A 22,140-nucleotide genomic window follows, 5' to 3' on the forward strand; every position below is an offset into this window, starting at 1 on the left:
CAGCCCGTTGCTATCAGTGCAGAGCGTTGCCAACTTCGGACTCAATTCCGCGGTTTTACTCCTGAAATTTGTCTAACCCGCGATTGGTTGAAGCCAACGGTAGATGGGTTTTGTCAACTTGTTGACTCCAGCCGGTCCGGTGAGGTCGTTGGGGTACACCGCTTAATCTACTCGCTCTTCGTCGACCAGTTGGACAAGCACGAAAAAGTTGCCCATACCTGCGGAGTTAAGTCTTGCCTTAATCCATACCATTTAAAAATTATAGGTGAATGGTCCAATAGGGAATGGCTGAATCGCTTCGATAGACGAATAATTTTATACCCAGCATCGACTGAGAAACTTGTCCAGTCAGGTGAGAACCCTGAACCAAAGGTTACGTCTGAACCTGAGGCTTTTTCGGGGGCCAGTCAAAACTCAAGCACCAATATGGCAGGTGTGAATCGGGAGCAAGAAAATGCTTTGGGATGATGTGGACCTGTCGATAGCAATTAGCAAACTGCGCCAGCTCCAGCTCGAAGATGGTGACTTGGGCGCTTCTTATTGGTACAGGATAGAACTGTTACTAAAAGACGCTGAACGGTTGAGAGCCGAGAATAGTCAATTGTCCAAAGAGCTGGCCGATTGCCGCTTGAAATTGGCCACGCCAAAGGTGAAGAAAGTCCATTGCCCCCACAGGAAGTAATGCTTTATGGGCCCCTATGACGTTGTAGAAAGCTTGGTGGACCTGCCCACTGAGGGCGTTAAACGGGGGCAGTCGGGAGCCATAGTCGACGTCCTCGACGCCGAGACCTTCATCGTTGAGTTTGTCGACCGCGAAGGTGTTACCACTGCCCTGGCAGACATGAAAGTCAGCATGCTTCGCCTACTGCGGTCGCACCCTCCTGGAAAAGGTGAATGACTTTGGCCCTTCATATTTTCGATACGGCAACTCAGGTTGCCGTATCGAAAATTGCTTTTTGGGGGGGCCTTCTTATCCAGGTCGAGTCGACTGCGCCAGCACTAGGGGCAAAAAAGCTTATGACTCTCTATCTCGACTTCGACGGCGTACTTCACCCCTATTGCGTTTACCGGACACCAAATGGGTTGGAGCTCCGGGCAGAGGGGTATCTGTTTATGCATGCCCCAGTTCTGGAGACGGTACTGAACAGCACCCCTAACCAGGTCGATATCGTCCTCTCGACCACATGGGCTTTTCATCTTGGTCTTGAAGAGGCCGCACGCCAGCTCCCCCCTACAATTCAGTCTCGCGTGATTGGTTCGACCTGGGAGCCCGCTGTTGAAGAGTACGACCCTTTTTCCTGGCGTATGTTGTCCCGCTTCGACCAGATTGCTCGTCATGCTGCTCGACATGGCATCAGCCCTTGGGTTGCTCTTGATGATGACAATGACCGTTGGCCTGAAGACGAGTATGCCAGCCTGATTCTTTGCCACCGCATGCTGGGTTTGGGTGTGGAGGCGACCCAGGTTGAATTGGCCAGGAAATTGGCAGAGTAAGCAGACCAAACAGCGATACAGGTTAATGATGAAATCCCGAACTCTTACGCGTTGAACGAGTTAATCCCATGAGCCAGGAACATCGCCTCAATGTCTTTGCAGAGACCACGCCAGTCGGCCATGTTTCATGTGAGAGCACAACTGACCGCCTTGGTTTTGAGTACGCGCTTTCCTGGCGGGAGGGGAGGACGAGCTATCCTCTGTCTCCACGCCTAGCCCTTGATGCTGGTGCCGCCGACTCCTCATCCCTGCTTCGCTACCTTCAGAATCTGTTGCCGGAGGGCCGGGCCCTCGAAGCCGCCGCATACAAAAGCAAAATCTCACTGGCGAATGCTTTTGCCCTGGTTCTGATGGTCGGAGAGGAGCCAGCCGGAGGCGTGAGCTTCCTGTGGCCAACCAGAGACCCGAGAGAAGCGCAGAGCCATGCGCGGCGCGCGGTATCACTGGAAGAACTCAGTGAACGTATAGAGACTCGGGGTTCACAGCCGTTCACTATCTGGGACAAAAAAATCAGGTCCTCCCTGTCTGGGCACCAGGACAAGTTGCAGGTGCTGGTGGAAGGTAGCCAATTATTCTTTGCGGAAGGCGGACTCAGCTCAACCCACATCCTCAAGCCGGAAAGTCAGAACAGATATACGCCATGCCTCGTTGCCAACGAGCACTACTGCATGACACTGGCGGCCAGGATAGGACTGTCGGTTGCGCCAGTCATGCTCTGGCGAGTGCCTCAACCCATTCTGTTGATTGAGCGTTTCGACCGCCAGGCGGTGTGGGGTTCAGGCAACCCCCAGCAAATCGCAGCTATTCACAGGCTGCACGTTATCGACGGATGCCAGGCGCTTGATGCCCCGCTCAGTAGAAAATATGAACGTGTTGACTGGGGTGACGCAGGCAATCGAGACGGCGTGGGCTTTTCAAACCTGTTTTCACTCGTGGACAACATGGCTGACCCGATGCGCGGGCGTTTGACCTTGCTACGATGGGCATTGTTCTCGCTGTTCATTGGTAACACCGATGCCCACGCCAAGAATATCTCGTTCCGGCTGCTTCCTGCTGGGCTGGTCCCGGCTCCGATGTATGACCTGGTTTCAGTGGCGGTTTACGGCGACCAGGTGACCTCAGGAATGGCCATGGCCTACGGGGATGAGTTTGAGCTAGCCAGTATTGCCCCTCGGCATTTGGTCATGTTCGCCGAAAGTGCAGGTCTGCCAGTGTCCCTGGTTGCTGAGGAAATCAAGGCAATGGCCCGTGGCATTCAGCAAGAGGCACCCATTTTGGCTCAGTCGGAGGTGTATTCAGGAACGGAGCGGGAGGTCGTGCAGTCGATTGCAACCCTGGCATGCTCCCAATCGGCTCAACTTCTGCGTATGGCAGAGGAGCTGTGACTTTCACCCTCGATAGAAGTGCAACGTAGGCTACAGTGGCTCAACGATGGGCAGTACATCCAAAAATGTTTGATGCAAGACTCGTATGTACTCCATGTTCTTTTGTACTCCAGTCAGAACAGACTGCAGTTGTGCGCACAGGGCCACCATGGCGTTAGCATTGCGGGTGGTGTCATATAGAAGTTGTTCGGGATAGCCTGAAAGTGTTCGCGCCAATGGATGTATTCCCCCGTGCGTGTAGCTATTCAGCGCTTTCCAGGTGACATCCTTATAACCGCGTAACTGGGCGACGATGTGGGCGGGTGCATCTGGGGCGGAATCGAGGGCTTTGAGCATGTCTGCTAGCCCCACGCCCTCATTAGCCAGCTTTGCAGTTTCTGCTTTGAGTGGTTCGGTAAACTTGGCTACCCAGTTGTCGTTGGCGGCGTAACACAGCCAGATGCCCCGGACGAGGCACTCAAACTGAGGCCTGAGCAATGCAATACTGGAGGCGAAACGTCCCTGCTCGAGTAACATCATGGCGCTGAACGCGTGCTCCAAAGACAATAATCCAGACCGGAAGGCAACGTCGAAGCGTTCATCTTGGGCGGGTGTAAGCGCTTCGACGTGGCGCAGAACAGCTTCATGGAACAACGTCGTGCGTGATATGAGTGTTTGAAATCTTTCCGTAAACAAGCTCGAATCCAGATTGTCAGAAGTACTTGCACATTAGTATTTCAGTCCTGTCGCTACTTAGATTCTCTACATTCAACACCTGAGTTGCCAGGTTTGTTAGCAACCATCGGTCCATTTGAAATCAAGTCTAACTTCACGCTCAAGGATTTGTTACCTTCAAATCTTCCGCAAGTGGAAGGTACATTTAAACCTGAGCGCTGAAACCAGTTACAGACCGCTCCTCGAGTTTCCACATCCTCACCAATGTCAATTTCGGCAGCGGCGTACAGGCTGTCTTGCAGCAACGAAGGTGAGCAATTCTTCGGACCTACCAGTTTGAAATTGGTGTCAATCTGCTCTACTACGCGTTGCAGCTTGGCGCGTTGAAGTGCGACGGGGTGTTTAAGGCCTTCATCGCTTGCTGGAATAGGTTTGGGTTCCGACCCGGCTTCGCCCACAAGGGGGGCAAAAGCAGTCATGGTCTGTCCCGGTATCCATGGACACTGACTTAAGGTGGATAATGCCCACCAGGAGTTATGTTCATGACCAGAACCAGACGTACTTACCCCGAATCTTTCAAGCGTGATGCCGTAGACCAGGTCCTCGCTGGCACTCCATTACGCCACGTTGCTCACGCGCTCGATATCACCGAGGCCCTCCTGGGCAAGTGGAAGCGCCAGTTTCAGGAAGCCGGACCGGATGCCTTTCCCGGCCGAGGCAGGCAGAGTGGCGAAGCGGCGGAGCTCAAACGACTTCGTGACGAGCTAGGCCGCACGACCATGGAGCGCGACATCCTAAAAAAAGCGCTCGCCATCTTCTCGCAACCCACGAAGTGAAGTTCCGCGCCATCGAGGCGCTGGCCGAGCGTTATCCCGTTGCCGTGATGTGCCGGCTGTTCCGGGTTTCCCGTAGCGGTTTCTACGCATGGCAAGGCCGTGCACCTTCGATGCGGGAGATGGCCAACCGTCAGTTGCTCCGGGAAATCCGGCTGGTTCATGCTGAAGTGAATGGCATTTACGGGCATCGCAGAATCCATGCAGAGCTGATGGCACAGGGTCTACCCTGTGGCCGCCACCGGGTCGCACGATTGATGCATGAAAGTGGCATCAAAGTACGCTCGCGCAAACGGTGGGCGCCAGCGACCGGCGGCAAGCATCTTCTGCCGGTTGCGCCGAATCTGCTGGAACGCCAGTTTGACGCGCCGGGTATCAACCAGCGTTGGGTCTCGGACATGACGTATATCCGGACCAGCGAAGGCTGGCTGTATCTGGCCGTGGTGCTGGATTTGTATTCGCGGGCGGTGGTGGGCTGGGCGATGCATCACCGGATGCACCAGGAGCTGGTTCATGCCGCCTTGACGATGGCAGTGGCACGACGTCAGCCACAAGGAAAAGTGCTGCTGCATTCGGACCGTGGCAGCCAGTATTGCGCCTTTGATTACCAGAGCCTGCTGAAACGACATGGCATCATCCCGAGTCATTCCCGAGCGGGCAATTGCTGGGACAACGCTGCGATGGAAAGCTTCTTCCGTTCACTCAAGGCGGAACGGGTTCACCTGACCCGGTACGGGACTTACGACGAAGCCCGTGCAGACGTGTTTGATTACATCCGGTTTTACAATCATCATCGCCGTCATTCGACCTTGGGGTATCTGACCCCGGTTGAATTTGAGCAGCGCCATTCAGCACTCAGTGCTTAACCTGGTGTCCACGGATACCGGGACAGACCAAACATCTACTGGGGTATAGAACGCGGAGTTTGCGATGTCGGCGCGACTGTCCAGAAAACCGTGGTTTTCTGGAATAAAGCAAAGTTGCTCAGAGAAGGTGTAGCCACCTTGTCCAGAAGCGATGTAGCTTGTTACCGCAAATTAGAACTACCAAATCCCTACAGGAAAGGAGCGAACATGGAGAAACCGCGCGAAGAGTCACAGATTCTGGAGGAGTTAGCCACGCTGGCTATAGAACCTGGATATGTCCATGCGATTGCATACATGTGCAATCGCGATAACTCCATTTACTTCAGGGACATTCTAAAGCCTGCTGATATGGAACCATTATTCAGCCGTGACAGGCTCATCCGAACTGAACTGACAACGCTGATTGGTCTTATGGTTAAGCAGCCGTTGGACTTCTCTATCCCAACCCCTGATGTGGTCCGAAGTTACATCGTCCGTACAGATACTCTGATGAGAGAGCTGCATGACGCGATGTCCTTTCCCATGTTCGCAGCCATGCTCGATGCGGGGAACGCGGGTGCAGAGCCTCCGAACCCGTGGCATGGACCCGGAATGAGAGAGCCCATCTTTTATGGTTCGGAATCAGCCTACGCCTTCCAGTACCGTGACTTTGTTCCCCAGAAGTACGGAAGTGACGACGATTGGTTGCGCACAAACAGGGGCTTTACCTCTGGTCAGGCAAGAACAATTGCAATGACGATGTGCGAGCTGATGGATGAAAGGGGGACTGAGTTCATCAATCGCGCAAGAAGAACAAAGAAGGAACCAGATACCTGGCTGCCCACGTTTGAGTTTTCGATAGATGAAGTAGCATCTCGAGGTGCAATTGAACGAGAGGTTGTCGCAGCCTTCTTCGACGCATTTCTCTTCGGGGGAGATAACTCGAATTTTAAGGAGGTTGGGGATTTTAACTTGGTTGCTGCTCGGCCCTTGATTCCGACGGACCGCGGGACTGTACTTCTTTTCTCGCACTACGCGATTTACGAGGCTGTGTATGAGTCCCCATTCTTTTGGATGCTAGAAGACAAGCCTTATCGTCCTGCGGCGGCCAAGCACCGTGGTGACTTTGCCGAGCAATTTGCCACTCAGCGACTGGCAGCAGTTTTTGGTCCTAAGCATGTTCATACCAATGTGAATCTGGTTGGTAGCAAAGAAATTGAAGGAGAAGTTGATGTTCTGGTCGCCTACTCAAACCGGCTCATCATCGTACAAGCCAAAGCAAAAAAACTAACGCTAGAGGCTCGCAAAGGAAACGACAATCAACTGAAAAAAGACTTTGCTGCTGCAATTCAAGACTCGTATGACCAAGCCTGGTCTTGTGCCAACAAGTTGCTCGCTGGAGGTGTGCAGCTGCAGGATGCGCAAGGAAATGAAATTGAACTTCCAGGGCGAATTAAGGAAGTGTTTTTGGTCAGCTTGGTTTCTGAACATTATCCAGCACTAGCATTCCAGGCGAATCTTTCACTGAAGTATCAGACTACTGAGGTTATTCGACCGCCTTTGGTGATGGATGTTTTCCTTCTCGATACTTTGACCGAGATGTTGACATCACCACTTCGTCTAATGAGCTACTTACAATTACGTGTGGCCCTTGCAGATAAGCTGATGACCGGACACGAGCTTACTGTGCTGGGATTTCATCTGAAACAGAATCTCTGGGTCGATGAGGAATATGCAACCGTGATTCTTGAAGACTCCATTGCACAGGACTTAGATACCGCAATGTTGGTCCGTAGGGATAGATTGCCAGGCAACCCTACACCTGAAGGTATCCTCACAAAGATGAAGGGGACGTGCTACGAGCAGCTCATCACGGAGATTGAAACCAGTGAAAACCCCGGAGTTCTTGAACTTGGATTCCACCTCCTTACGATGAATGAAAAAGCATGCAATAACGTCCATTTATTGCTCGAAGGCATTGCACAGAGAACAGGCCGTGACCGAAAACTTCACGACGTGACGCTTTTGGCGGCGGGAGCGCCACCTTGCGGGATAACTTTTCATTGCAACGCGGAAATTACTGATGACGCAATTGCCACGTTGAAGTTTCACTGTGCAAAGCGCAAGTACCATCAACGTGCGGACAAGTGGTTCGGAATTTCTATCAATCCGCATGGGCAAGTACAGTTTGGGGTCACGATGGACTCAAACTGGGTGCAGTCAGATGACATGGACCGTATAACTGAAGGAATGTCGCCGGGGGTCGAAGCATCTAAAGCACTTCCTCAATTTCTACGCAAAGCCAAAGAAGCAAAGCCTGGTCGGAACGACCCATGCCACTGTGGGAGCGGACGCAAGTACAAGAAGTGCTGCATGCCTTAAGATGAGACTCAAAGTAGCCATATATTGCATATGGCTACTTACCAATGTTCATCGAAATTTGAACTTGTTGATGTTGTTGACACGGGGGCTTCAACCTTGGCGGTTAGGCTCATGGGCGAGCATACTTAATTTGCAAGAGTCAGTTGTTCTCCATGATTCACCTTCTGCAGGTAGAAAAGATGGGGTAGTTCAACTTGGTAACCTAACCGCCGCGCTTCTTGGCAGAGTGCCCAAGATTGAGTTCTGACACCATGAAAGCCCGGTTGCCGAGCGATGCGTTCGAGAGTTTCACGCAATGCCGTGTAATGCCGGTGTTTGGCTTGAAGGTTCACTAGAGTGTACAACTCAGCCATCTCCTGTTTGGTGCGTCGCCACGTCCATGCTGTGCGCCCGTGGGAGGCATGACGGACCAACTCATAGCCCAGCCAAGTCAATCGCTGCCTCCCTGTGACCTGTTTCAACGCTTCAGACTCCAACCCTGCGCCCTCGGTTGCCAGTAGCAACCACTCAACTGCCTCAGCCTCATCTGGCCAATACATCACCAGCAAGGCATTTGCCCGGCCCTTCTGCTTACGAGTCAATCGCTGCGCCGGCGAACATCCGATGCCATACAAGCGATGAAATTTATTGGCTAGAGCCTCGGCCTTGCCTGCACTGACGCTGCCGAATGTGTAGCGATGGTAACCCTTGGGTACAGAGTCAAGGATACGCGCCAGGGCGGCAGTTTTGCCTCGGGCAATCGGTGTTGATGCGGCCATACAGGTATCTCAATGAAGGTAATACCTGGTATAGCGAAACCCGCGCCAAATAAGTGTGATTGGGTTGGAGCGAATGAGACTAAATGATGTTCCGTGCAAAGCACGGCCAGAAAACGCTATACGAAAGCAGGACAGGTGAGTTGCAAGGGCAAGCGACCTGGCGAGAGCCAGGAGGTATCGCATGCGCGGTGGCTTGCTCGATGCATCCTCAAGAAACACCAAGGATGCATCGAGCAGGTCGCCAAACTGCAAACACACATTCGCCCGAAAGGGCACGTCGGGGCGCCACCCCGATAGGTTTCAGGCCGCCAGCCTGGGACCAAGCAAACGCTGTAGCCGCATGCCTCTAATAGGGCTGGTGCGGCTGCGATGGGCGCTGAGAGGGCAACCTCTCTTCGACCCAATCCTGCCGGCAAGACCGGCAAGACGTTGGGCGACACGGAAACGGCGTCAGGCAGGAAATGGCCTGATGACCTGTTACCTGGTGAAAGCCAGTGCAAGACTGGCTCAGGGGGCGTACCGCAAGGGTGCAACCTGTACCGCACACGTGGGCTGATGAGCATGTAGTGATGCATGAGGGCTGCAAGGGGAAACCTGGCGCAGCTGGCACCTCGGGAAACCGGGGGCCTCTGGATAGCTCAAGCGTGTAACGGCACCCGTCAGGGGTGCTGTGCGGAGCAATGTAGAGCCATAGGCATGAAGCTGTGGTTCGTAGTCGATGAAGCATGACCTGAGTACCTGAGCCGCTATGGAACATCGGGCTGGGGAAACCTGCGGGGAGCCGGAAGGCTAGGGAAGTGTGGAGACAGTGGCGCTACGTTGCGCAGTAGCTGGTAACTAACGTGGGAACCTCTCTCCGGACTGCATCGGTTGGCACCATGCAGATTGATGGGAGAGAGGGGGAGACTGACTGAGTAGGGTTTGACTCATCGCGCGATACGACCGAAGCGCTTGGGGAGCCACTAGTTGTGGCAGCACGGCAGGCACCGTGTTCCGAAAGGTTGGAGCGTTTGCGAAAGTGTGTGGTTGGGCTTGGCGGCCCGTTGTAGCGAAGTGCCGTCATCCCCGCTTGGCAGCGGGGATGACGAACTCTGACCTTGGTCGGTCAGACAGCGAAATCAGGGTAGATTAATGAGGTAATTTTCTGTTGTCACACATGACCGGGTATCAGTCTCGATACCCGGTTGGTTCGCACTACTGGAATGTACTTGCTGGCGAGAAAAGTAGCGAAAACTGTAACTAGTAGGACACTTTGTGTAGAGCGCCCCGACCATCTGGATGAAGGCCGCCTTAGCCGCTGTCACTCTGTACGACCGAAGGCTTGTTTAAGTCTCCGGCGAGGAGGCAAGGCGTAGCTTTTGCCATTCTTGTTTTTATCCTTATCCATGGCGCCGTATAACCGTTCAGAAAAACTCGAATGGATACCTTCATCGCCAGAATCCATTTGTTTCGCAACGGTTATAGAGGGGTCATGCAGCGGTATCGAGATAGCGTGGTCAGGCGTATTCTTCAAAATAAAAACAGCCATTTCGCGTGGCCAAATCCAGATAGCGTCAAGTGCCATAATCATTTTGGTATGGACTTCAGCCCTAAGGTTCAGGTCATCTTCGTCATCGCTATATAACGCATTAAAGAGGGCAGAAATGTCCACGTCACTATCGTACTGCTGAGATGCAGCCGAGAGTTCATGTGTAAGCCTCTCAATATCCCTGGCAATACTGGGCAATTTCGGCTCGTATTCCTCAAGGATGGACAAAATCGTTGGTGACGGAGGGCGTGGCTTACCGTCTCCGGCTTCAGTGGGCCGCTGAATCAACAACTCACGCATTTCAGCTACTAGTTCCAGCGCGTGTTTTTGCTCTCCTTGAAGTGCTTGAATTTTTTCGCGGATGGATGACAGCCGCGCATCGTCTCCGAATGCAGAGGAGAAATGCTCATACAGAACGGGTATGAGAGCGATTTCAAGTTCCTTGGCGCTGTAATTCGGGCACTTTGACACCCCCCTATGCCTGTCTGTGCAAACATAAGTTGCATAGTTGCGAGAGGTTCTTGAGCCATTTTTGACTTTGCGTGCCAGAGTTGCCCCGCAATGCCCACAAAAAATGACTCCTTGGAAAATATTGCGATACGAGGCGTCACGTCTGCCGGGTTTTTGCTGACGAGCATCAAGCACAGCATTTGCTCGGAAAAACAATTCATCTTCAACAACGCGTGGATACCAATCCGGCTCACTTTGCCCAGTTGGGAGGGACTTGCCATCCTTGGAAATGCTGAATTCCAGCTCTCCGATAACGGCACGATTGCGCACTAATTTGGTGGGGTAGGTGACGTGCCAAGTCGTTTTACTTTCCTTCGCGCTCAAACTGGGTACCGGCCATTTCTCTTTATTGGCCAATCTGGCAATCGATACCCCACCATGGCCGGAAGCAACCATTTCGAAAACCCGTTTGACCACCTCCACTAACCCGGGAATGGGTTCCCAGTTTTGGCCGTCTTTGGTTCTTCTTAGCCAGCCAGGCGCTCTTCCGAAAACGCTTCGATTTTTTTGTTCACGAGCATTTTTGTGAACGGCTTTGATGCGTTCTGACTTAACGCGTGATTCATCATGAGCGCGGAACAGGGTAGCCATGGACCATATGAGGTCACCGAGATTGTTTAAGCTATCGGTATTCCACTCCTTACCATTGTCGAGCGTTACGCAAATCACCCCTTGTTGCACGATGCTAAAAAACAGGTTCATTGAAGTCCGTGGGTCGGCTCGGCTAATCCGGTCCAAGTCTTCAACTAAAAGATAGCTCCCAGGCGGAATGTGGCCGCTTTGCACCGCGGCAAGAAACTGCGCCATCGCGCCCTTCGTAAGATTATCGCGGTTAAATGCGGAGACGCCCAAGTCTTGTAAAGATAGGCTCTCGTCTAGTTTCCAGCCACGCTTGGCACACCATTCTTGGGCACGTTGGGTTTGCCGTCTTAGGCTGTCTCCAGTGGCCTGCCTAGGTGTCGAAAAGCGGATGTACGAAATGACAAGAGGTTGTTTATCCATGGGGTGTTTTTGCTTTTTGGCTGATGCGCCATTATATGATTTAGGGGAAGCCGGCGGGTGTTCCCTGTGTGAATCTCTTGCCTGACTTGCGCTGCGCCGTGTTCGGCCAGCCAGACCGCCCGGACTTTTGCGCCGGCCTGCAACCCTCTCTTGATATGTGTGGCGAGACGCGAGAGCACGCCATGATCTGGCTGGCGCAACTGGAAGCCGCCACGGCGCCCGCGCGCTGAGGCGGCAGTGGTTCTGCCTGGCAACCCGGGCCGGGCAGGATGGCGCTACCAACCGCGTCTGATTAGTTGCAGTGCGACGCTTTCTTCTTCCCCGTCGCCATTTCCCACGCGCCACATCGGCTGGCTGCCTGTTGTTTGATTCCCCTTGTAAAACAGAACCCTGCATCCGCGCTCAAGCACTCTGCGCGCGGGTGGTCTGGGTGCGCTCGCCGTATACGTGCTGACATGTAGTGAAATACGGCGCGCTACATTTTTTTGTTGATTTTTGTCACGCAGCCCGCTTTTTCAGGTCCATTCCCCGCGTTTTGTGCCCCTACAATGGGGCCGTGTTTTGAAGTGATATATCAGAATAACCGTAACTAACGCGATTTCTCCAGCGCACGCATGCGGCGCTTGCCGCCTCCGCCAAGCGACTGGCTTCAATCAATACGGGAATGGGATAAAGTCGATGAATCAACAGAAAAAACAAATTACCGCGACCCTGCTGGCCGGTTTGCTGGCCTCTGGCTTGAGCGCATGTGGTGATGGCTCGGACGCCAGCGACAACGGCGCGCCCAATATGGCGGCATCGCCGTCCACTTCGGTATCGGCGCCGAATGTGACACCGACGCCAACGCCGACCGCAACACCCACGCCGACGCCAACCTCAACGCCGACCCCCACGCCAACGCCGACTGCGACGCCGACACCGACCGGCACGCCCACACCGACCCCCACGCCGACGCCCACACCCGCGCCGTCCGCCTCGGCTTGCGGTGTTGCGGTGACCGGCTCGACGCTGACCAGCCTGTTTGGCGGCAATCTGGTTAACTCGGCCAACCTGCAAAACTATGCGGTGGGTGTGACGGGCTCTGCCTCGCCGTACACGCTGGATGCGATCCAGGCCGCGGTCAGCCCGCAATTCATTTGCGGTTACGACAACACGGCCACACCGACCACCTCATCGACCAAGCTCGATACCGCCACGGCAGAAGGCAGCATTATCGGTGCCTTTACCGTGCCCAAGGCCTTTGTGGCCAACAGTGCGGACGATGGCGGCCAACTGGTGCTGCGCTTGCCTTCGGTCTCGGTACTGGCCATTGGCACCTACGCCACGGGCTCGATCAACTACCGCGTGCAGACCAGTACCGATGGCGCGACCTGGTCCACCACCCTGGGCACGAAAACCGGGGTCAAGCTGACCAACTATGTGCAGCAGCTGATCGGGACTTCCGCGGCGGCCACGGCGGGGGATACCACCTTGCAAGCGGGCGCCATCACGACCCCGGTCTGGGTGAGAATCAGCAACGGCGGCACGGGTACGCTGAACATCACGCAAATCCAGATTGCGCCTTGAACGGCGCAGGCTGGACAGAAAAAACGGCATCGCAGGATGCCGTTTTTTTTGGTCAGCGTTTTCCAGGGTCAGTGATGGGGCGGGTTGGCGGCCTGGTAATCCAGACTCGGATACCAGTCAGTGCCGCGCCCGGCGGGCGTGAGATCAAGGATATTCCACAGCGGCATCAGGTCTGGTGCGCCGCGCGGGTCCTGGCCGGGGTCGGAGGTATCCGGGCCCATTTCATCGCCGTAAAAGTGTTTGATGGTGTCACTAATGCGCACGAACACGTTCAGGCCGGGGATGTCATCACCGCCGGGGTCTTCGCCAAGATAGACCTGGTTAAAGCTGCTACCGCCGGACGAATACAAGCGCAGATGCTCCCAGTGACGCTCCTGGGCAAAGGCCTGCATGCGCTCGATCGGCGCACGGGCAACCACGCCAAAGGCCACGCGCTGCAGGATGTCGGGCATTTCGCCATCAAGGGCGCTCAACAGACAGGTGCACATGGGGCAGGGGCGCTCACGCTTGGGGCCGAACATCCAGTTGTAGATCACCAGCGTGTCGTGATCGCCAAACATCTGCGCCAGTGTTACCGGGCCGTCGGCGCTGTCAAAACGGAAGTTCTCCGGCACGTCGCCACTGGTGGGCAAGGCGCGGCGCATGGCGGCGACGCGTTCGATATGCCGGCGTAATTCAATTTCTTCGGCCAGCAATGCATTACGGGCCTGGCGATACGCCAGTGTTTCGCCGGGGTAACGGGCGTGATGCCGGGCAGCCAGTACTTCGGCCGACTGCAATTGCGGTTTGCTCATGAGGGCCTCCAGAGGGATGACGGGGATTGCCGTTGTTGAACCGGGTTTGAACCAGGGGCAAAACGGCAGTTCCGGTGTTCCGGCTGAGCGGCAGCCCACCCGCCCAAAACAAAAGGCGCCACGAGGGCGCCTTGGGGTTGCATGAGCGTGAGCGGTGCCTGATTACTGCGTGCCGGGTTCCGTCACAAAACCCAGTTTTTCGATCCCGCTTTGCTGAATGGCGGCCATGGTTCTGGCTACATATTCATACTGCACTTTGCGATCACCACGCAGGCGGATGGTCGGTTGCGGGTTTTTGGCTGCGGCCACGGCCAGGTGGTCCTTGAATTCGGCCTCGGTCAGTTTGGCCTCATCCCAGTACACCGAGCCATCTTCCGTCACCGAGATATTCACCGATTCGGGCTTGACCACTTCGGGCTGATTGGCGGCGCGCGGCAGGTTCACCTTCACCGCGTGGGTCAGCACCGGCACCGTCAGCATGAAGATGATCAGCAAGACCAGCATCACGTCGACCAGCGGCGTCATGTTGATTTCGCTCATCACTTCCGAGTTGTCACCAATGGATTTGCTGAACGCCATGATGCATTACCCCACGTGCTTGGGCTGGCCGTTGACCACGGCCAGTTGCGGCTTGGCCTGGGCCTGATCGCGGGCCACCGGGGCGCCGGTGACAAAGTAGGCGTGCAGATCCTGGGCAAAGCGGTTGAGCTTGCCGACCACCGCGCGGTTACCACGCACCAGCGCGTTGTAGGCCAGTACGGCCGGGATGGCGACGGCCAGACCAAACGCGGTCATCACCAGCGCTTCACCCACCGGGCCGGCGATCTTGTCGATGCTGGCGGCACCGGCAGCAGAGATCCCGATCAGCGCGTGGTAAATGCCCCACACCGTGCCGAACAGACCCACAAACGGCGCGGTACTGCCCACCGATGCCAGCAGCGAAAGGCCGCGCTGCATGCGTTCTGTGCCTTCTTCAATGGCACCGTTCAGGCTGGAAATCAGCCAGTCGTTCAGCGATAGCTGACCATGCAGGTCGGCCTGATTGTCACGGTGATGGGCCACGGCGGCCTGGCTTTCCAGCGCCAGCAGGCGGAAGGGGTTGTCCTGGGTTTTGCCGGTCAGTTGCGCCAAGCCTTCATCAAACCGGTGGGCATGCCAGAAATCATGGGCGGCAGCGGCACGACGGCGGTTGGCCACCAGGCGCAAGGTGTGGGTCACGATGACATACCAGCTGGAGATCGACATCACCAGCAGGATCAGGGCGATGGCATGGGTGACGAAATCGCCCTGGGCCCACAAATGGGACAGGCTGAACTGCTGCGGTTGCATGGTTGGCTCCTTGTTATTCCGTATATCGGGGATGGGGTTTTCGGGGCGCTCAGGGCTGGGTCAGCGAGAACGTCACCGGCAATACGTACCACATGGCAATGGGCTGTCCGCCCTGCTTTGCGGGGGTGAATTTCCATTTGCGTACGGCGTCCAGCGCCGAGTTATCCAGGCGCGGGAAACCGCTGGAGGTCTTCACGCGGATATCGCTGACGGTGCCATCGGTCTGGATATGCACTTCCAGCAGTACGCGGCCTTCTTCGCCCAGCTTGCGGGACACCGGTGGGTACGCCGGCTTCATGTTGCCGTTGGCGTTGGCGTCTTCACGCGGCGGAGACACCGGCGCAGGAGCTGGCGCGGGGGCAGGGGCCGGTTTGGCCTCCGGCTGGGGCGGCGGGGTTTCCTGCACGGGTCTGGGCGGGGGCTCGGTGGCCACCTGGTCGGGCTTGGCGACCGGCATCTTCGGCAGCGGTTTGGGCACCGGCTCGCGCTTGATCACCGGCTGCGGGCGCGGCTTGGGCTGCGGCGGCTTGGGGTCGGGCGGTGCAACCACGGGCAAAGGCGCCGGGGTTTCCAGCGTCACCGTGATTTCTTTCGGTGGCAGGGGAGGCTGGGTTTGTACCGTGTGCAATAACGCGCCAATCAACAGCACGTGGGCACCGGTTACCAGCCCGAGTCGGGTTGCCTGGTTGCGATCCATATCTAAATGAGAATTACTTGCATTTGTGCGGAGATCAATATGATAATGATAACCCTTCGCATTTGCAAAGCCATTGCAGGCGAAATCAACAAGAAAATCCGCCAACCGGATAAGTGTTCGCAGGGCAGTTGATCAGAGTCAGATCAAGACCAGGGTAAGGCAGGGCTGTCTTTCCTTGTACATGTCTGCGGGATACCTATCCGTGCGCCGGTCAGATAACAGCAGCCACTTGCTGCGCAGCCAAGTACACCCCGGAGACATCTCACCATGCATCAGGCCCGAAAGCCGATCGCTGCCCTTGTGGCCGCAGCCTTCACTGCGTCCGTCGCATATGCAGACGACATAGCAAGCAAGCCCGCCGCCGCGGAACAAACCCTGCAGTCGGTTAACGTGAATGCCACGGCAGACCGTGACGAAGCGCGTACCGACTACAACGGCAACGTGTCCACGATCGGCGGCAAGGTGCCGACGGCCGTGCGTGACATCCCGCAAACCGTGACCGTGGTGAACCGCGCGGTGATGGATGCCCAGGGTGCAACCTCGCTGACCGATGCCCTGCGCAATGTGCCTGGCATTACCATCGGTGGCGCAGAAGGCGGCCAGATCGGTAACAACATCAACCTGCGTGGTTTCTCTGCGCGTACGGATATTTATCTGGATGGCGTGCGTGACCGCGGCCAGTACTACCGCGATACCTTCTATCTGGATCAGGTCGAAGTCCTGAAAGGCCCGTCGTCCATGCTGTTTGGCCGTGGCTCGACCGGTGGTGTCATCAACCAGGTCAGCAAGAAGCCGCAACTGGCCCCGGTGGGCGAAGTGGATGTGATGATCGGTACGGATGACCGTTACCGCGCCACGTTCGATACCGGCCACGCCATCAACGATCATGCCGCATGGCGTATCGAAGGCATGGCGCAAGACCAGCACTCCAGTCGTGACGTGATCTCCAACCAGGACGTCGGCCTGGCGCCGTCGGTGACCTTTGGTATTGGCGATCCGACCACCATCACCCTGTCGGCGCTGCTGGAACACAACCACGACATGCCGGATTACGGCGTGCCGTCGGTCAATGGTCGCCCGGCCAATGTCGACAAGAGCAATTTCTATGGTCTGACCGATGACCGCACCAACCAGACCGTGGCCACGGTGCGTGCCGACATCGAGCACAAGATCAACGAGAACCTGACCCTGCGTAACAACACGCAGTACAGCCACTACGAGACCGATGCCCGCGAGACCGCGCTCTCTACGGTGCTGATGCCCAACGGCACGGCACTGAACCGTACCGCCGGCAACCCGACCACGCTGCCGCTGTCGTCGCTGCGTGTCCAGCTGGCCAGCCATGACCGCGATATCACCGATGAGTCGATCTACAACCAGACCGACCTGATCTGGAAGACCAACACCGGCAGCATCAAGCACACCGTGCTGGCCGGCGCGGAAATTGGCTACGACAAGTACGACAACCAGGCGTATACCCGCAACAATCTGCCCATCGTCGACATGCTGGACCCGGCGCATCTGTCCAGCCCGGCCAACTCGGTCTCGACCAAGGGCAACCACGCGGAGTCGTCGGCCAATTCCCTGGCTTTCTATGCCAATGACACCATCGAATTCACCCCGCAATGGAAGGCGATTGCCGGCCTGCGCTGGGATCGCTTTGACGGCGATATCACCAACAGCACCAGCGCGCCGCTGTCGGCCAGCAATGACACGGATTTCACCAGCGTACGCGCCGGTCTGATCTACCAGCCGACCGATGCGCAGTCGTACTACATCAGCTACGGCACCTCGTTCAACCCGTCGCTGGAAGCGCTGACACTGACCAGCGGCACGCAGAACCTGGACCCGGAAAAGAACCGCTCGTATGAAGTGGGCGGCAAGTGGGACTTCTTCTCGGGCGATCTGTCGGTCAACTCGGCCCTGTTCCGCATTGAAAAGACCAATGCCCGTACGCAAGACGCCACCACCGGTCTGTACCAGCTGGATGGCGATGTCCAGGTCGACGGTTTTGAAGTGGGCGTTGCAGGCCGCATTACCAAGCAATGGCAGATGTTCGCCGGGTACACCTACCTGGATGGCGAGGTTGAAAGCGCGCTGGACGGCACCGCCGGCAAGACGCTGGCCAATACGCCCAAGAACACCGCCACGCTGTGGACCACTTACAGCCTGACGCACGATTGGGAAATCGGCGGCGGCGTGCTGGCTATGTCCAGCCGTTATGCGGCCAACAACAATGTGGTCATGGTGCCGGGTTATGCTCGCTGGGATGCCACCGTGGCGTATCACCAGAAAACCTACGATGTGCGCCTGAACCTGTTGAACCTGACCGACAAGTATTACTACGACTCGGTCATCGCATCCGATGGCGGCCGCGCCACGCCGGGCATTGCTCGTACCGCGCTGCTGACGCTGTCGTATCACCCGTAAGCCGCACTACGCCGGAACGCCGTCCCCGCCTCAAGCGCCGGGACGGCGTTGCCCGTTATGGCGGCAAGTCATGTAATAAAGGATTGTCATGCTGATTCGCATACCTCAAGTGCTGAACCCGGAGCAGCTGCGGCATGTCCGCCACGCGCTGGAAAACGCCGGCCCGGCGTGGGTGGATGGCCGCGTCACCGCCGGGTTTCAGGGCGCACTGGTCAAACACAACCAGCAGATTGACGAGCACTCGGCGGTGGCGCATGAGCTGGGTGACCTGATCCTCTCCCTGCTGGAGCGCAACCCGCTCTTCATCAGCGCCTGTCTGCCCGACGTGATCTACCCGCCCATGTTCAATCGCTATAGCGAGGGCATGACGTTTGGTAGTCATGTCGATGGCTCCATCCGCATCATCCCCGGCAGCGGCGGCCGCAAGATCCGCACCGATATCTCGGCCACGCTGTTTATCGCAGAACCGCATGAATACGACGGCGGCGAACTGCAGATCCAGGACAACTACGGCATGCATTCGGTCAAGCTGGCGGCCGGCGACATGATCATCTACCCCGCAACCAGCCTGCACCGCGTCACACCGGTCACCCGCGGCACGCGGCTGGCCAGCTTTTTCTGGATACAAAGCATGGTGCGTGACGATGCCCAGCGCACGCTGCTGTATGAACTGGATGGCGCAGTCCAGACGCTCACCCGCACCAATGCCGATGAAACCGCGCGCACGACGCTGGTCGGCAACTATCACAACTTGCTCAGAATGTGGGGTAACACTTGATCAACAGTTTGCTTGCAGAAAATCACAAAGGCTTTCTGCCCGACCGGCTGCGCAATGGCAGTTTCCTGAAGTGGCTCAAGCGTGTGCACGCCTGGCTGGGCCTGTGGGGCGCCGCGCTGGGCCTGATGTTTGGTATTTCCGGCTTTGTGCTTAACCACCGCGCCCAGATGAAAATCAACGCCGTCACCCCGATCGAAAGCACCGTGCAGGTGCCGGTACCGGCCGAGGCGCGCGATGATCCCAAAGCCTTTGGCCAATGGTTCAGTCATTACGCCGGGATTGATGGCCACCCGCGCGTGCGCACCACGCCGGCCAAAGCGGTGATCTGGAACGACAAACCGGTAGAGAAACCGGCCGAATGGCAAGTGACTCTGGCCCGGCCCAATTACAGCGTCAGCGCCACCTGGACCGAAGGCAACAGCCTGGCCGAGGTCAAGCGCACCGAGACCAACTTCTGGGGCGTCATCACCAACCTGCATAAGGGCGTGGGCGCCGGGGTCGGCTGGATCTTGCTGGTCGACACCCTGGCCGGCGCGCTGATCACCCTGTGCATCACCGGCTTTTTGCTGTGGTCCCGCCTGCACGGCCCGCGCCTGGCCGCGCTGGGGTTGATCGGCGGGGCAATGGCCTGGGGTTGCTGGTCTGTTCTCAGCTGACCTTTTTTGCACGGTTCAGACGGCCAGCCTTTGCTGGCCGTTTTTGATGGCGGCCAATGGCGGCAGATGTGACTTTTTGCGCTCAGCCTGACGTTGCAGTTTGATCTGGCTGTGGTCCGGGGCCCGGGTGCGCATTGCAAAATTGCGCCCTTTGTCTTCGCGCAATGCGAAAGGAAACCCCATGTCCTGCTCCGCCGACCAGACCGCCAATCCCGCCCCGCTGGGCCTGTTGGGATTTGGCATGACCACGGTCTTGCTGAACCTGCACAACGCCGGTCTGTATGAACTCAACAGCATGATCCTTGCCATGGGGATCTTTTACGGCGGCATTGCGCAGGTATTTGCCGGCCTCATGGAATGGAAAAAGGGCAACACCTTCGGCACGGTGGCGTTTACCTCTTACGGGCTGTTCTGGCTGGCGCTGGTGGCGTTGCTGGTATTGCCACGCATGGGGCTGGCAGAGCCGACCAGCACGGGCGGCATGGTGGCGTTCTTCATCCTGTGGGGCTTGTTCACCGCAGCCTTGTTTGCCGGCACGCTGGCCATGAACCTGGCCACCCAGGTGGTATTCGGCTCACTGGTGATCCTGTTCGGCCTCCTGGCCGTCGGCGACGCCCTGGGCGATCCGACTATCACCCGCATCGCCGGCTGGGAAGGCCTCTTCTGTGGCCTGTCCGCCATCTACGCGGCGCTGGCGCAAGTGCTTAACGAGGTCTATGGCCGCACAGTACTGCCGCTGGGCGAAAAAAACGCGGCTTGATCCGGCGTTTTTAGCCGCAGGGTGGAGGGCCGATGTTGGTTTCCACCGGGCTCTTTGATCATCAACCCAATAAAAAACGGCCCGCATTTGCGGGCCGTTTGTTTTATCCAGATGACCAGGCCAGGCAAGGCTTAGTTCTTGGATTGATCAACCAGCTTGTTCTTGGCAATCCACGGCATCATGCCGCGCAGTTGGGCGCCGACCTTTTCGATCGGGTGTTCTGCGTTCAGACGGCGGCGGGCAGTCATGGCCGGGTAGTTGGTCTTGCCTTCCAGGATGAACTGCTTGGCGTATTCGCCGGTCTGGATGCGGGTCAGCGCGTTCTTCATCGCGGCCTTGGTGGCGCTGGTCACGACTTCCGGACCAGTCAGGTACTCACCGTATTCGGCGTTGTTGGAGATCGAGTAGTTCATGTTGGCGATGCCGCCTTCGTACATCAGGTCGACGATCAGCTTCAGTTCGTGCAGACACTCGAAGTAAGCCATTTCCGGAGCGTAGCCAGCTTCGGTCAGGGTTTCAAAGCCTGCCTTCACCAGTTCAACCGCACCGCCACACAGCACGGCTTGTTCGCCAAACAGGTCGGTCTCGGTTTCTTCGCGGAAGTTGGTTTCGATCACGCCGCCCTTGGTGCCGCCGTTGGCAGCGGAGTACGACAGAGCGATATCACGTGCCTTGCCGGACTTGTCGGCGTACACAGCGATCAGGCTCGGCACGCCGCCGCCCTTCAGGAATTCGGAACGCACGGTGTGGCCCGGGCCCTTGGGGGCGATCATGATGACGTCCAGATCAGCGCGCGGCACGATCTGGTTGTAGTGCACGTTAAAGCCGTGAGCGAACGCCAGTGCGGCGCCCTTCTTGATGTTCGGCTCGATGTCGTTCTTGTACACGTCCGGCTGGTTTTCATCCGGCAGCAAGATCATGACCACGTCAGCAGCCTTCACGGCTTCTGCAACTTCTTTCACGGCAAAGCCCGAACCTTCAGCCTTGGACCACGAAGCACCGCCCTTGCGCAGGCCGATGGTCACGTTCACGCCGGAATCCTTCAGGTTCTGGGCGTGGGCGTGGCCCTGGGAGCCGTAGCCAACGATGGTGACTTGCTTGCCCTTGATCAGGGAGAGGTCGGCGTCTTTATCGTAATAAACTTTCATTTGGTATCACTCCTGTGAGGTGTAAGGAGTGAGGGGGAGGTGTCGGCGCTGCGGGTTCGTCCCTTGCGCCTCACACTTCACGCCTCACAAATCATCAGATTTTCAGAATACGTTCACCACGGCCGATGCCGGAGGCACCCGTCCGTACGGTTTCCAGAATCACGGTCGAATCCAGCGCCTTGATGAAAGCATCCAGCTTTTCACCCGGGCCGGTCAATTCAATGGTGTAGGTCTTTTCGGTCACGTCGATGATGCGGCCACGGAAAATATCCGCCATCCGTTTCATTTCTTCGCGATCCTTGCCCGTTGCACGCACCTTGATCAGCATCAGTTCGCGCTCGATGTGATCAGATTCGTTCAGGTCGATCACTTTGACCACTTCAATCAGCTTGTTCAACTGCTTGGTGATCTGTTCGATCACTTCATCCGAGCCGTGCGTGACAATGGTCATGCGCGACAGGGTCGGGTCTTCGGTGGTTTGCACCGTCAGCGAGTCAATGTTGTAGCCGCGCGCGGAAAACAGACCCGTGACGCGGGACAGTGCACCGGCTTCGTTCTCAATGAGAATGGACAAAATATGACGCATGTTCA

23 protein-coding genes are annotated in these 22,140 nt (G+C 56.8%); 13 read left to right on the forward strand and 10 right to left on the reverse strand.

The annotated features are described in order from the left end of the window. Positions 1 to 454: 454 nt before the first annotated feature. The 4 genes from IEX57_RS11815 to IEX57_RS11830 all read left to right on the forward strand — a co-directional run bounded on the left by IEX57_RS11815 (position 455) and on the right by IEX57_RS11830 (position 2,879). Positions 455 to 682 carry a hypothetical protein gene (locus IEX57_RS11815; RefSeq protein WP_188704577.1) on the forward strand — a complete coding sequence of 76 codons (228 nt, stop codon included), beginning with the start codon at positions 455 to 457 and terminating at the stop codon, positions 680 to 682. Between the two features lie 6 nt (positions 683 to 688). Continuing rightward, the gene (locus tag IEX57_RS21435) at positions 689 to 898 is read left to right on the forward strand and encodes a DUF4926 domain-containing protein (RefSeq protein ID WP_188704578.1); all 210 of its coding nucleotides are present in this window, start codon (positions 689 to 691) and stop codon (positions 896 to 898) included. After that, complete coding sequence (locus IEX57_RS11825; RefSeq protein ID WP_188704579.1) at positions 895 to 1,494, forward strand: HAD domain-containing protein; 600 nt, start codon at positions 895 to 897, stop codon at positions 1,492 to 1,494. The genes IEX57_RS21435 and IEX57_RS11825 overlap by 4 nt, the downstream gene beginning before the upstream one ends. 68 nt (positions 1,495 to 1,562) lie before the next feature. Further along, positions 1,563 to 2,879, forward strand: coding sequence for a HipA domain-containing protein (locus IEX57_RS11830; protein WP_188704580.1), 1,317 nt, complete (start codon positions 1,563 to 1,565; stop codon positions 2,877 to 2,879). 30 nt (positions 2,880 to 2,909) lie between these two features. Here the strand turns inward: IEX57_RS11830 and IEX57_RS11835 are convergent, their stop codons facing one another. Then, entirely contained in the window at positions 2,910 to 3,554 is a 645-nt protein-coding gene (locus tag IEX57_RS11835; RefSeq protein ID WP_188704581.1) for a DUF6988 family protein, read from the reverse strand. Positions 3,555 to 3,607: 53 nt separating this feature from the next. Continuing rightward, positions 3,608 to 4,012: a hypothetical protein gene (locus IEX57_RS11840; RefSeq protein WP_188704582.1), complete on the reverse strand. Its 405-nt coding sequence runs from the start codon at positions 4,010 to 4,012 to the stop codon at positions 3,608 to 3,610. A gap of 63 nt (positions 4,013 to 4,075) precedes the next feature. On the opposite strand from IEX57_RS11840, the gene IEX57_RS11845 reads away from it, so the two are divergent. The 3 genes from IEX57_RS11845 (at position 4,076) to IEX57_RS21440 (ending at position 7,593) form a co-directional block, all read left to right on the forward strand. Next, on the forward strand, positions 4,076 to 4,369 hold the full coding sequence (locus IEX57_RS11845) for a transposase (protein WP_188704583.1): 294 nt from the start codon (positions 4,076 to 4,078) through the stop codon (positions 4,367 to 4,369). Then, positions 4,366 to 5,232, forward strand: coding sequence for an IS3 family transposase (locus IEX57_RS11850; protein WP_188704584.1), 867 nt, complete (start codon positions 4,366 to 4,368; stop codon positions 5,230 to 5,232). Before IEX57_RS11845 ends, IEX57_RS11850 begins: the two co-directional genes overlap by 4 nt. Positions 5,233 to 5,439: 207 nt before the next feature. Further along, positions 5,440 to 7,593 (forward strand): SEC-C metal-binding domain-containing protein, encoded by a 2,154-nt coding sequence (locus tag IEX57_RS21440; RefSeq protein ID WP_188704585.1) that lies wholly within the window; start codon positions 5,440 to 5,442, stop codon positions 7,591 to 7,593. Between the two features lie 125 nt (positions 7,594 to 7,718). Here IEX57_RS21440 and IEX57_RS11860 read toward each other — a convergent pair whose 3' ends face one another. Together IEX57_RS11860 and IEX57_RS11865 are read right to left on the reverse strand one after the other, a co-directional pair. Next, positions 7,719 to 8,351 carry a hypothetical protein gene (locus tag IEX57_RS11860; protein WP_229708994.1) on the reverse strand — a complete coding sequence of 211 codons (633 nt, stop codon included), beginning with the start codon at positions 8,349 to 8,351 and terminating at the stop codon, positions 7,719 to 7,721. Positions 8,352 to 9,651: 1,300 nt separating this feature from the next. Beyond that, positions 9,652 to 11,391: a recombinase family protein gene (locus tag IEX57_RS11865; protein WP_188704586.1), complete on the reverse strand. Its 1,740-nt coding sequence runs from the start codon at positions 11,389 to 11,391 to the stop codon at positions 9,652 to 9,654. A gap of 68 nt (positions 11,392 to 11,459) precedes the next feature. Here IEX57_RS11865 and IEX57_RS11870 point away from each other — a divergent pair, with 68 nt between their 5' ends. Together IEX57_RS11870 and IEX57_RS11875 are read left to right on the forward strand one after the other, a co-directional pair. Continuing rightward, positions 11,460 to 11,621 (forward strand): Fe-S-cluster oxidoreductase, encoded by a 162-nt coding sequence (locus IEX57_RS11870; RefSeq protein WP_229708995.1) that lies wholly within the window; start codon positions 11,460 to 11,462, stop codon positions 11,619 to 11,621. 448 nt (positions 11,622 to 12,069) lie between these two features. Continuing rightward, on the forward strand, positions 12,070 to 12,957 hold the full coding sequence (locus IEX57_RS11875; RefSeq protein ID WP_188704587.1) for a hypothetical protein: 888 nt from the start codon (positions 12,070 to 12,072) through the stop codon (positions 12,955 to 12,957). A gap of 68 nt (positions 12,958 to 13,025) precedes the next feature. On the opposite strand, the gene IEX57_RS11880 is transcribed toward IEX57_RS11875, so the two are convergent. From IEX57_RS11880 to IEX57_RS11895, 4 genes are all read right to left on the reverse strand, one after another. After that, on the reverse strand, positions 13,026 to 13,751 hold the full coding sequence (locus tag IEX57_RS11880; RefSeq protein WP_188704588.1) for a DUF899 family protein: 726 nt from the start codon (positions 13,749 to 13,751) through the stop codon (positions 13,026 to 13,028). Between the two features lie 162 nt (positions 13,752 to 13,913). Further along, positions 13,914 to 14,330, reverse strand: a complete 417-nt coding sequence (locus IEX57_RS11885) for an ExbD/TolR family protein (protein WP_188704589.1) — start codon at positions 14,328 to 14,330, stop codon at positions 13,914 to 13,916. A gap of 6 nt (positions 14,331 to 14,336) precedes the next feature. After that, complete coding sequence (locus tag IEX57_RS11890) at positions 14,337 to 15,080, reverse strand: MotA/TolQ/ExbB proton channel family protein (RefSeq protein ID WP_188704590.1); 744 nt, start codon at positions 15,078 to 15,080, stop codon at positions 14,337 to 14,339. 49 nt (positions 15,081 to 15,129) lie between these two features. Beyond that, complete coding sequence (locus IEX57_RS11895) at positions 15,130 to 15,777, reverse strand: energy transducer TonB (protein WP_188704591.1); 648 nt, start codon at positions 15,775 to 15,777, stop codon at positions 15,130 to 15,132. Between the two features lie 267 nt (positions 15,778 to 16,044). On the opposite strand from IEX57_RS11895, the gene IEX57_RS11900 reads away from it, so the two are divergent. The 4 genes from IEX57_RS11900 (at position 16,045) to IEX57_RS11915 (ending at position 20,401) form a co-directional block, all read left to right on the forward strand. Next, positions 16,045 to 18,207 (forward strand): TonB-dependent receptor, encoded by a 2,163-nt coding sequence (locus IEX57_RS11900; protein ID WP_188704592.1) that lies wholly within the window; start codon positions 16,045 to 16,047, stop codon positions 18,205 to 18,207. 88 nt (positions 18,208 to 18,295) lie between these two features. Beyond that, a complete protein-coding gene (locus tag IEX57_RS11905) occupies positions 18,296 to 18,985 on the forward strand; it encodes a Fe2+-dependent dioxygenase (protein ID WP_188704593.1) in 690 nt (229 codons plus the stop codon). Positions 18,986 to 18,993: 8 nt separating this feature from the next. After that, entirely contained in the window at positions 18,994 to 19,641 is a 648-nt protein-coding gene (locus IEX57_RS11910; RefSeq protein WP_229708996.1) for a PepSY-associated TM helix domain-containing protein, read from the forward strand. A 181-nt stretch (positions 19,642 to 19,822) separates the two neighbouring features. Next, the gene (locus tag IEX57_RS11915) at positions 19,823 to 20,401 is read left to right on the forward strand and encodes an acetate uptake transporter (protein ID WP_188704595.1); all 579 of its coding nucleotides are present in this window, start codon (positions 19,823 to 19,825) and stop codon (positions 20,399 to 20,401) included. Positions 20,402 to 20,532: 131 nt separating this feature from the next. Here the strand turns inward: IEX57_RS11915 and ilvC are convergent, their stop codons facing one another. Together ilvC and ilvN are read right to left on the reverse strand one after the other, a co-directional pair. Then, positions 20,533 to 21,549 (reverse strand): ketol-acid reductoisomerase, encoded by a 1,017-nt coding sequence (ilvC, locus tag IEX57_RS11920; RefSeq protein ID WP_188704596.1) that lies wholly within the window; start codon positions 21,547 to 21,549, stop codon positions 20,533 to 20,535. A 94-nt stretch (positions 21,550 to 21,643) separates the two neighbouring features. Continuing rightward, positions 21,644 to 22,135: an acetolactate synthase small subunit gene (gene ilvN, locus IEX57_RS11925; protein ID WP_188704597.1), complete on the reverse strand. Its 492-nt coding sequence runs from the start codon at positions 22,133 to 22,135 to the stop codon at positions 21,644 to 21,646. Positions 22,136 to 22,140: the final 5 nt, after the last annotated feature.

The organism is Silvimonas iriomotensis (assembly GCF_014645535.1).
In the GTDB taxonomy this organism is placed as follows: domain Bacteria; phylum Pseudomonadota; class Gammaproteobacteria; order Burkholderiales; family Chitinibacteraceae; genus Silvimonas; species Silvimonas iriomotensis.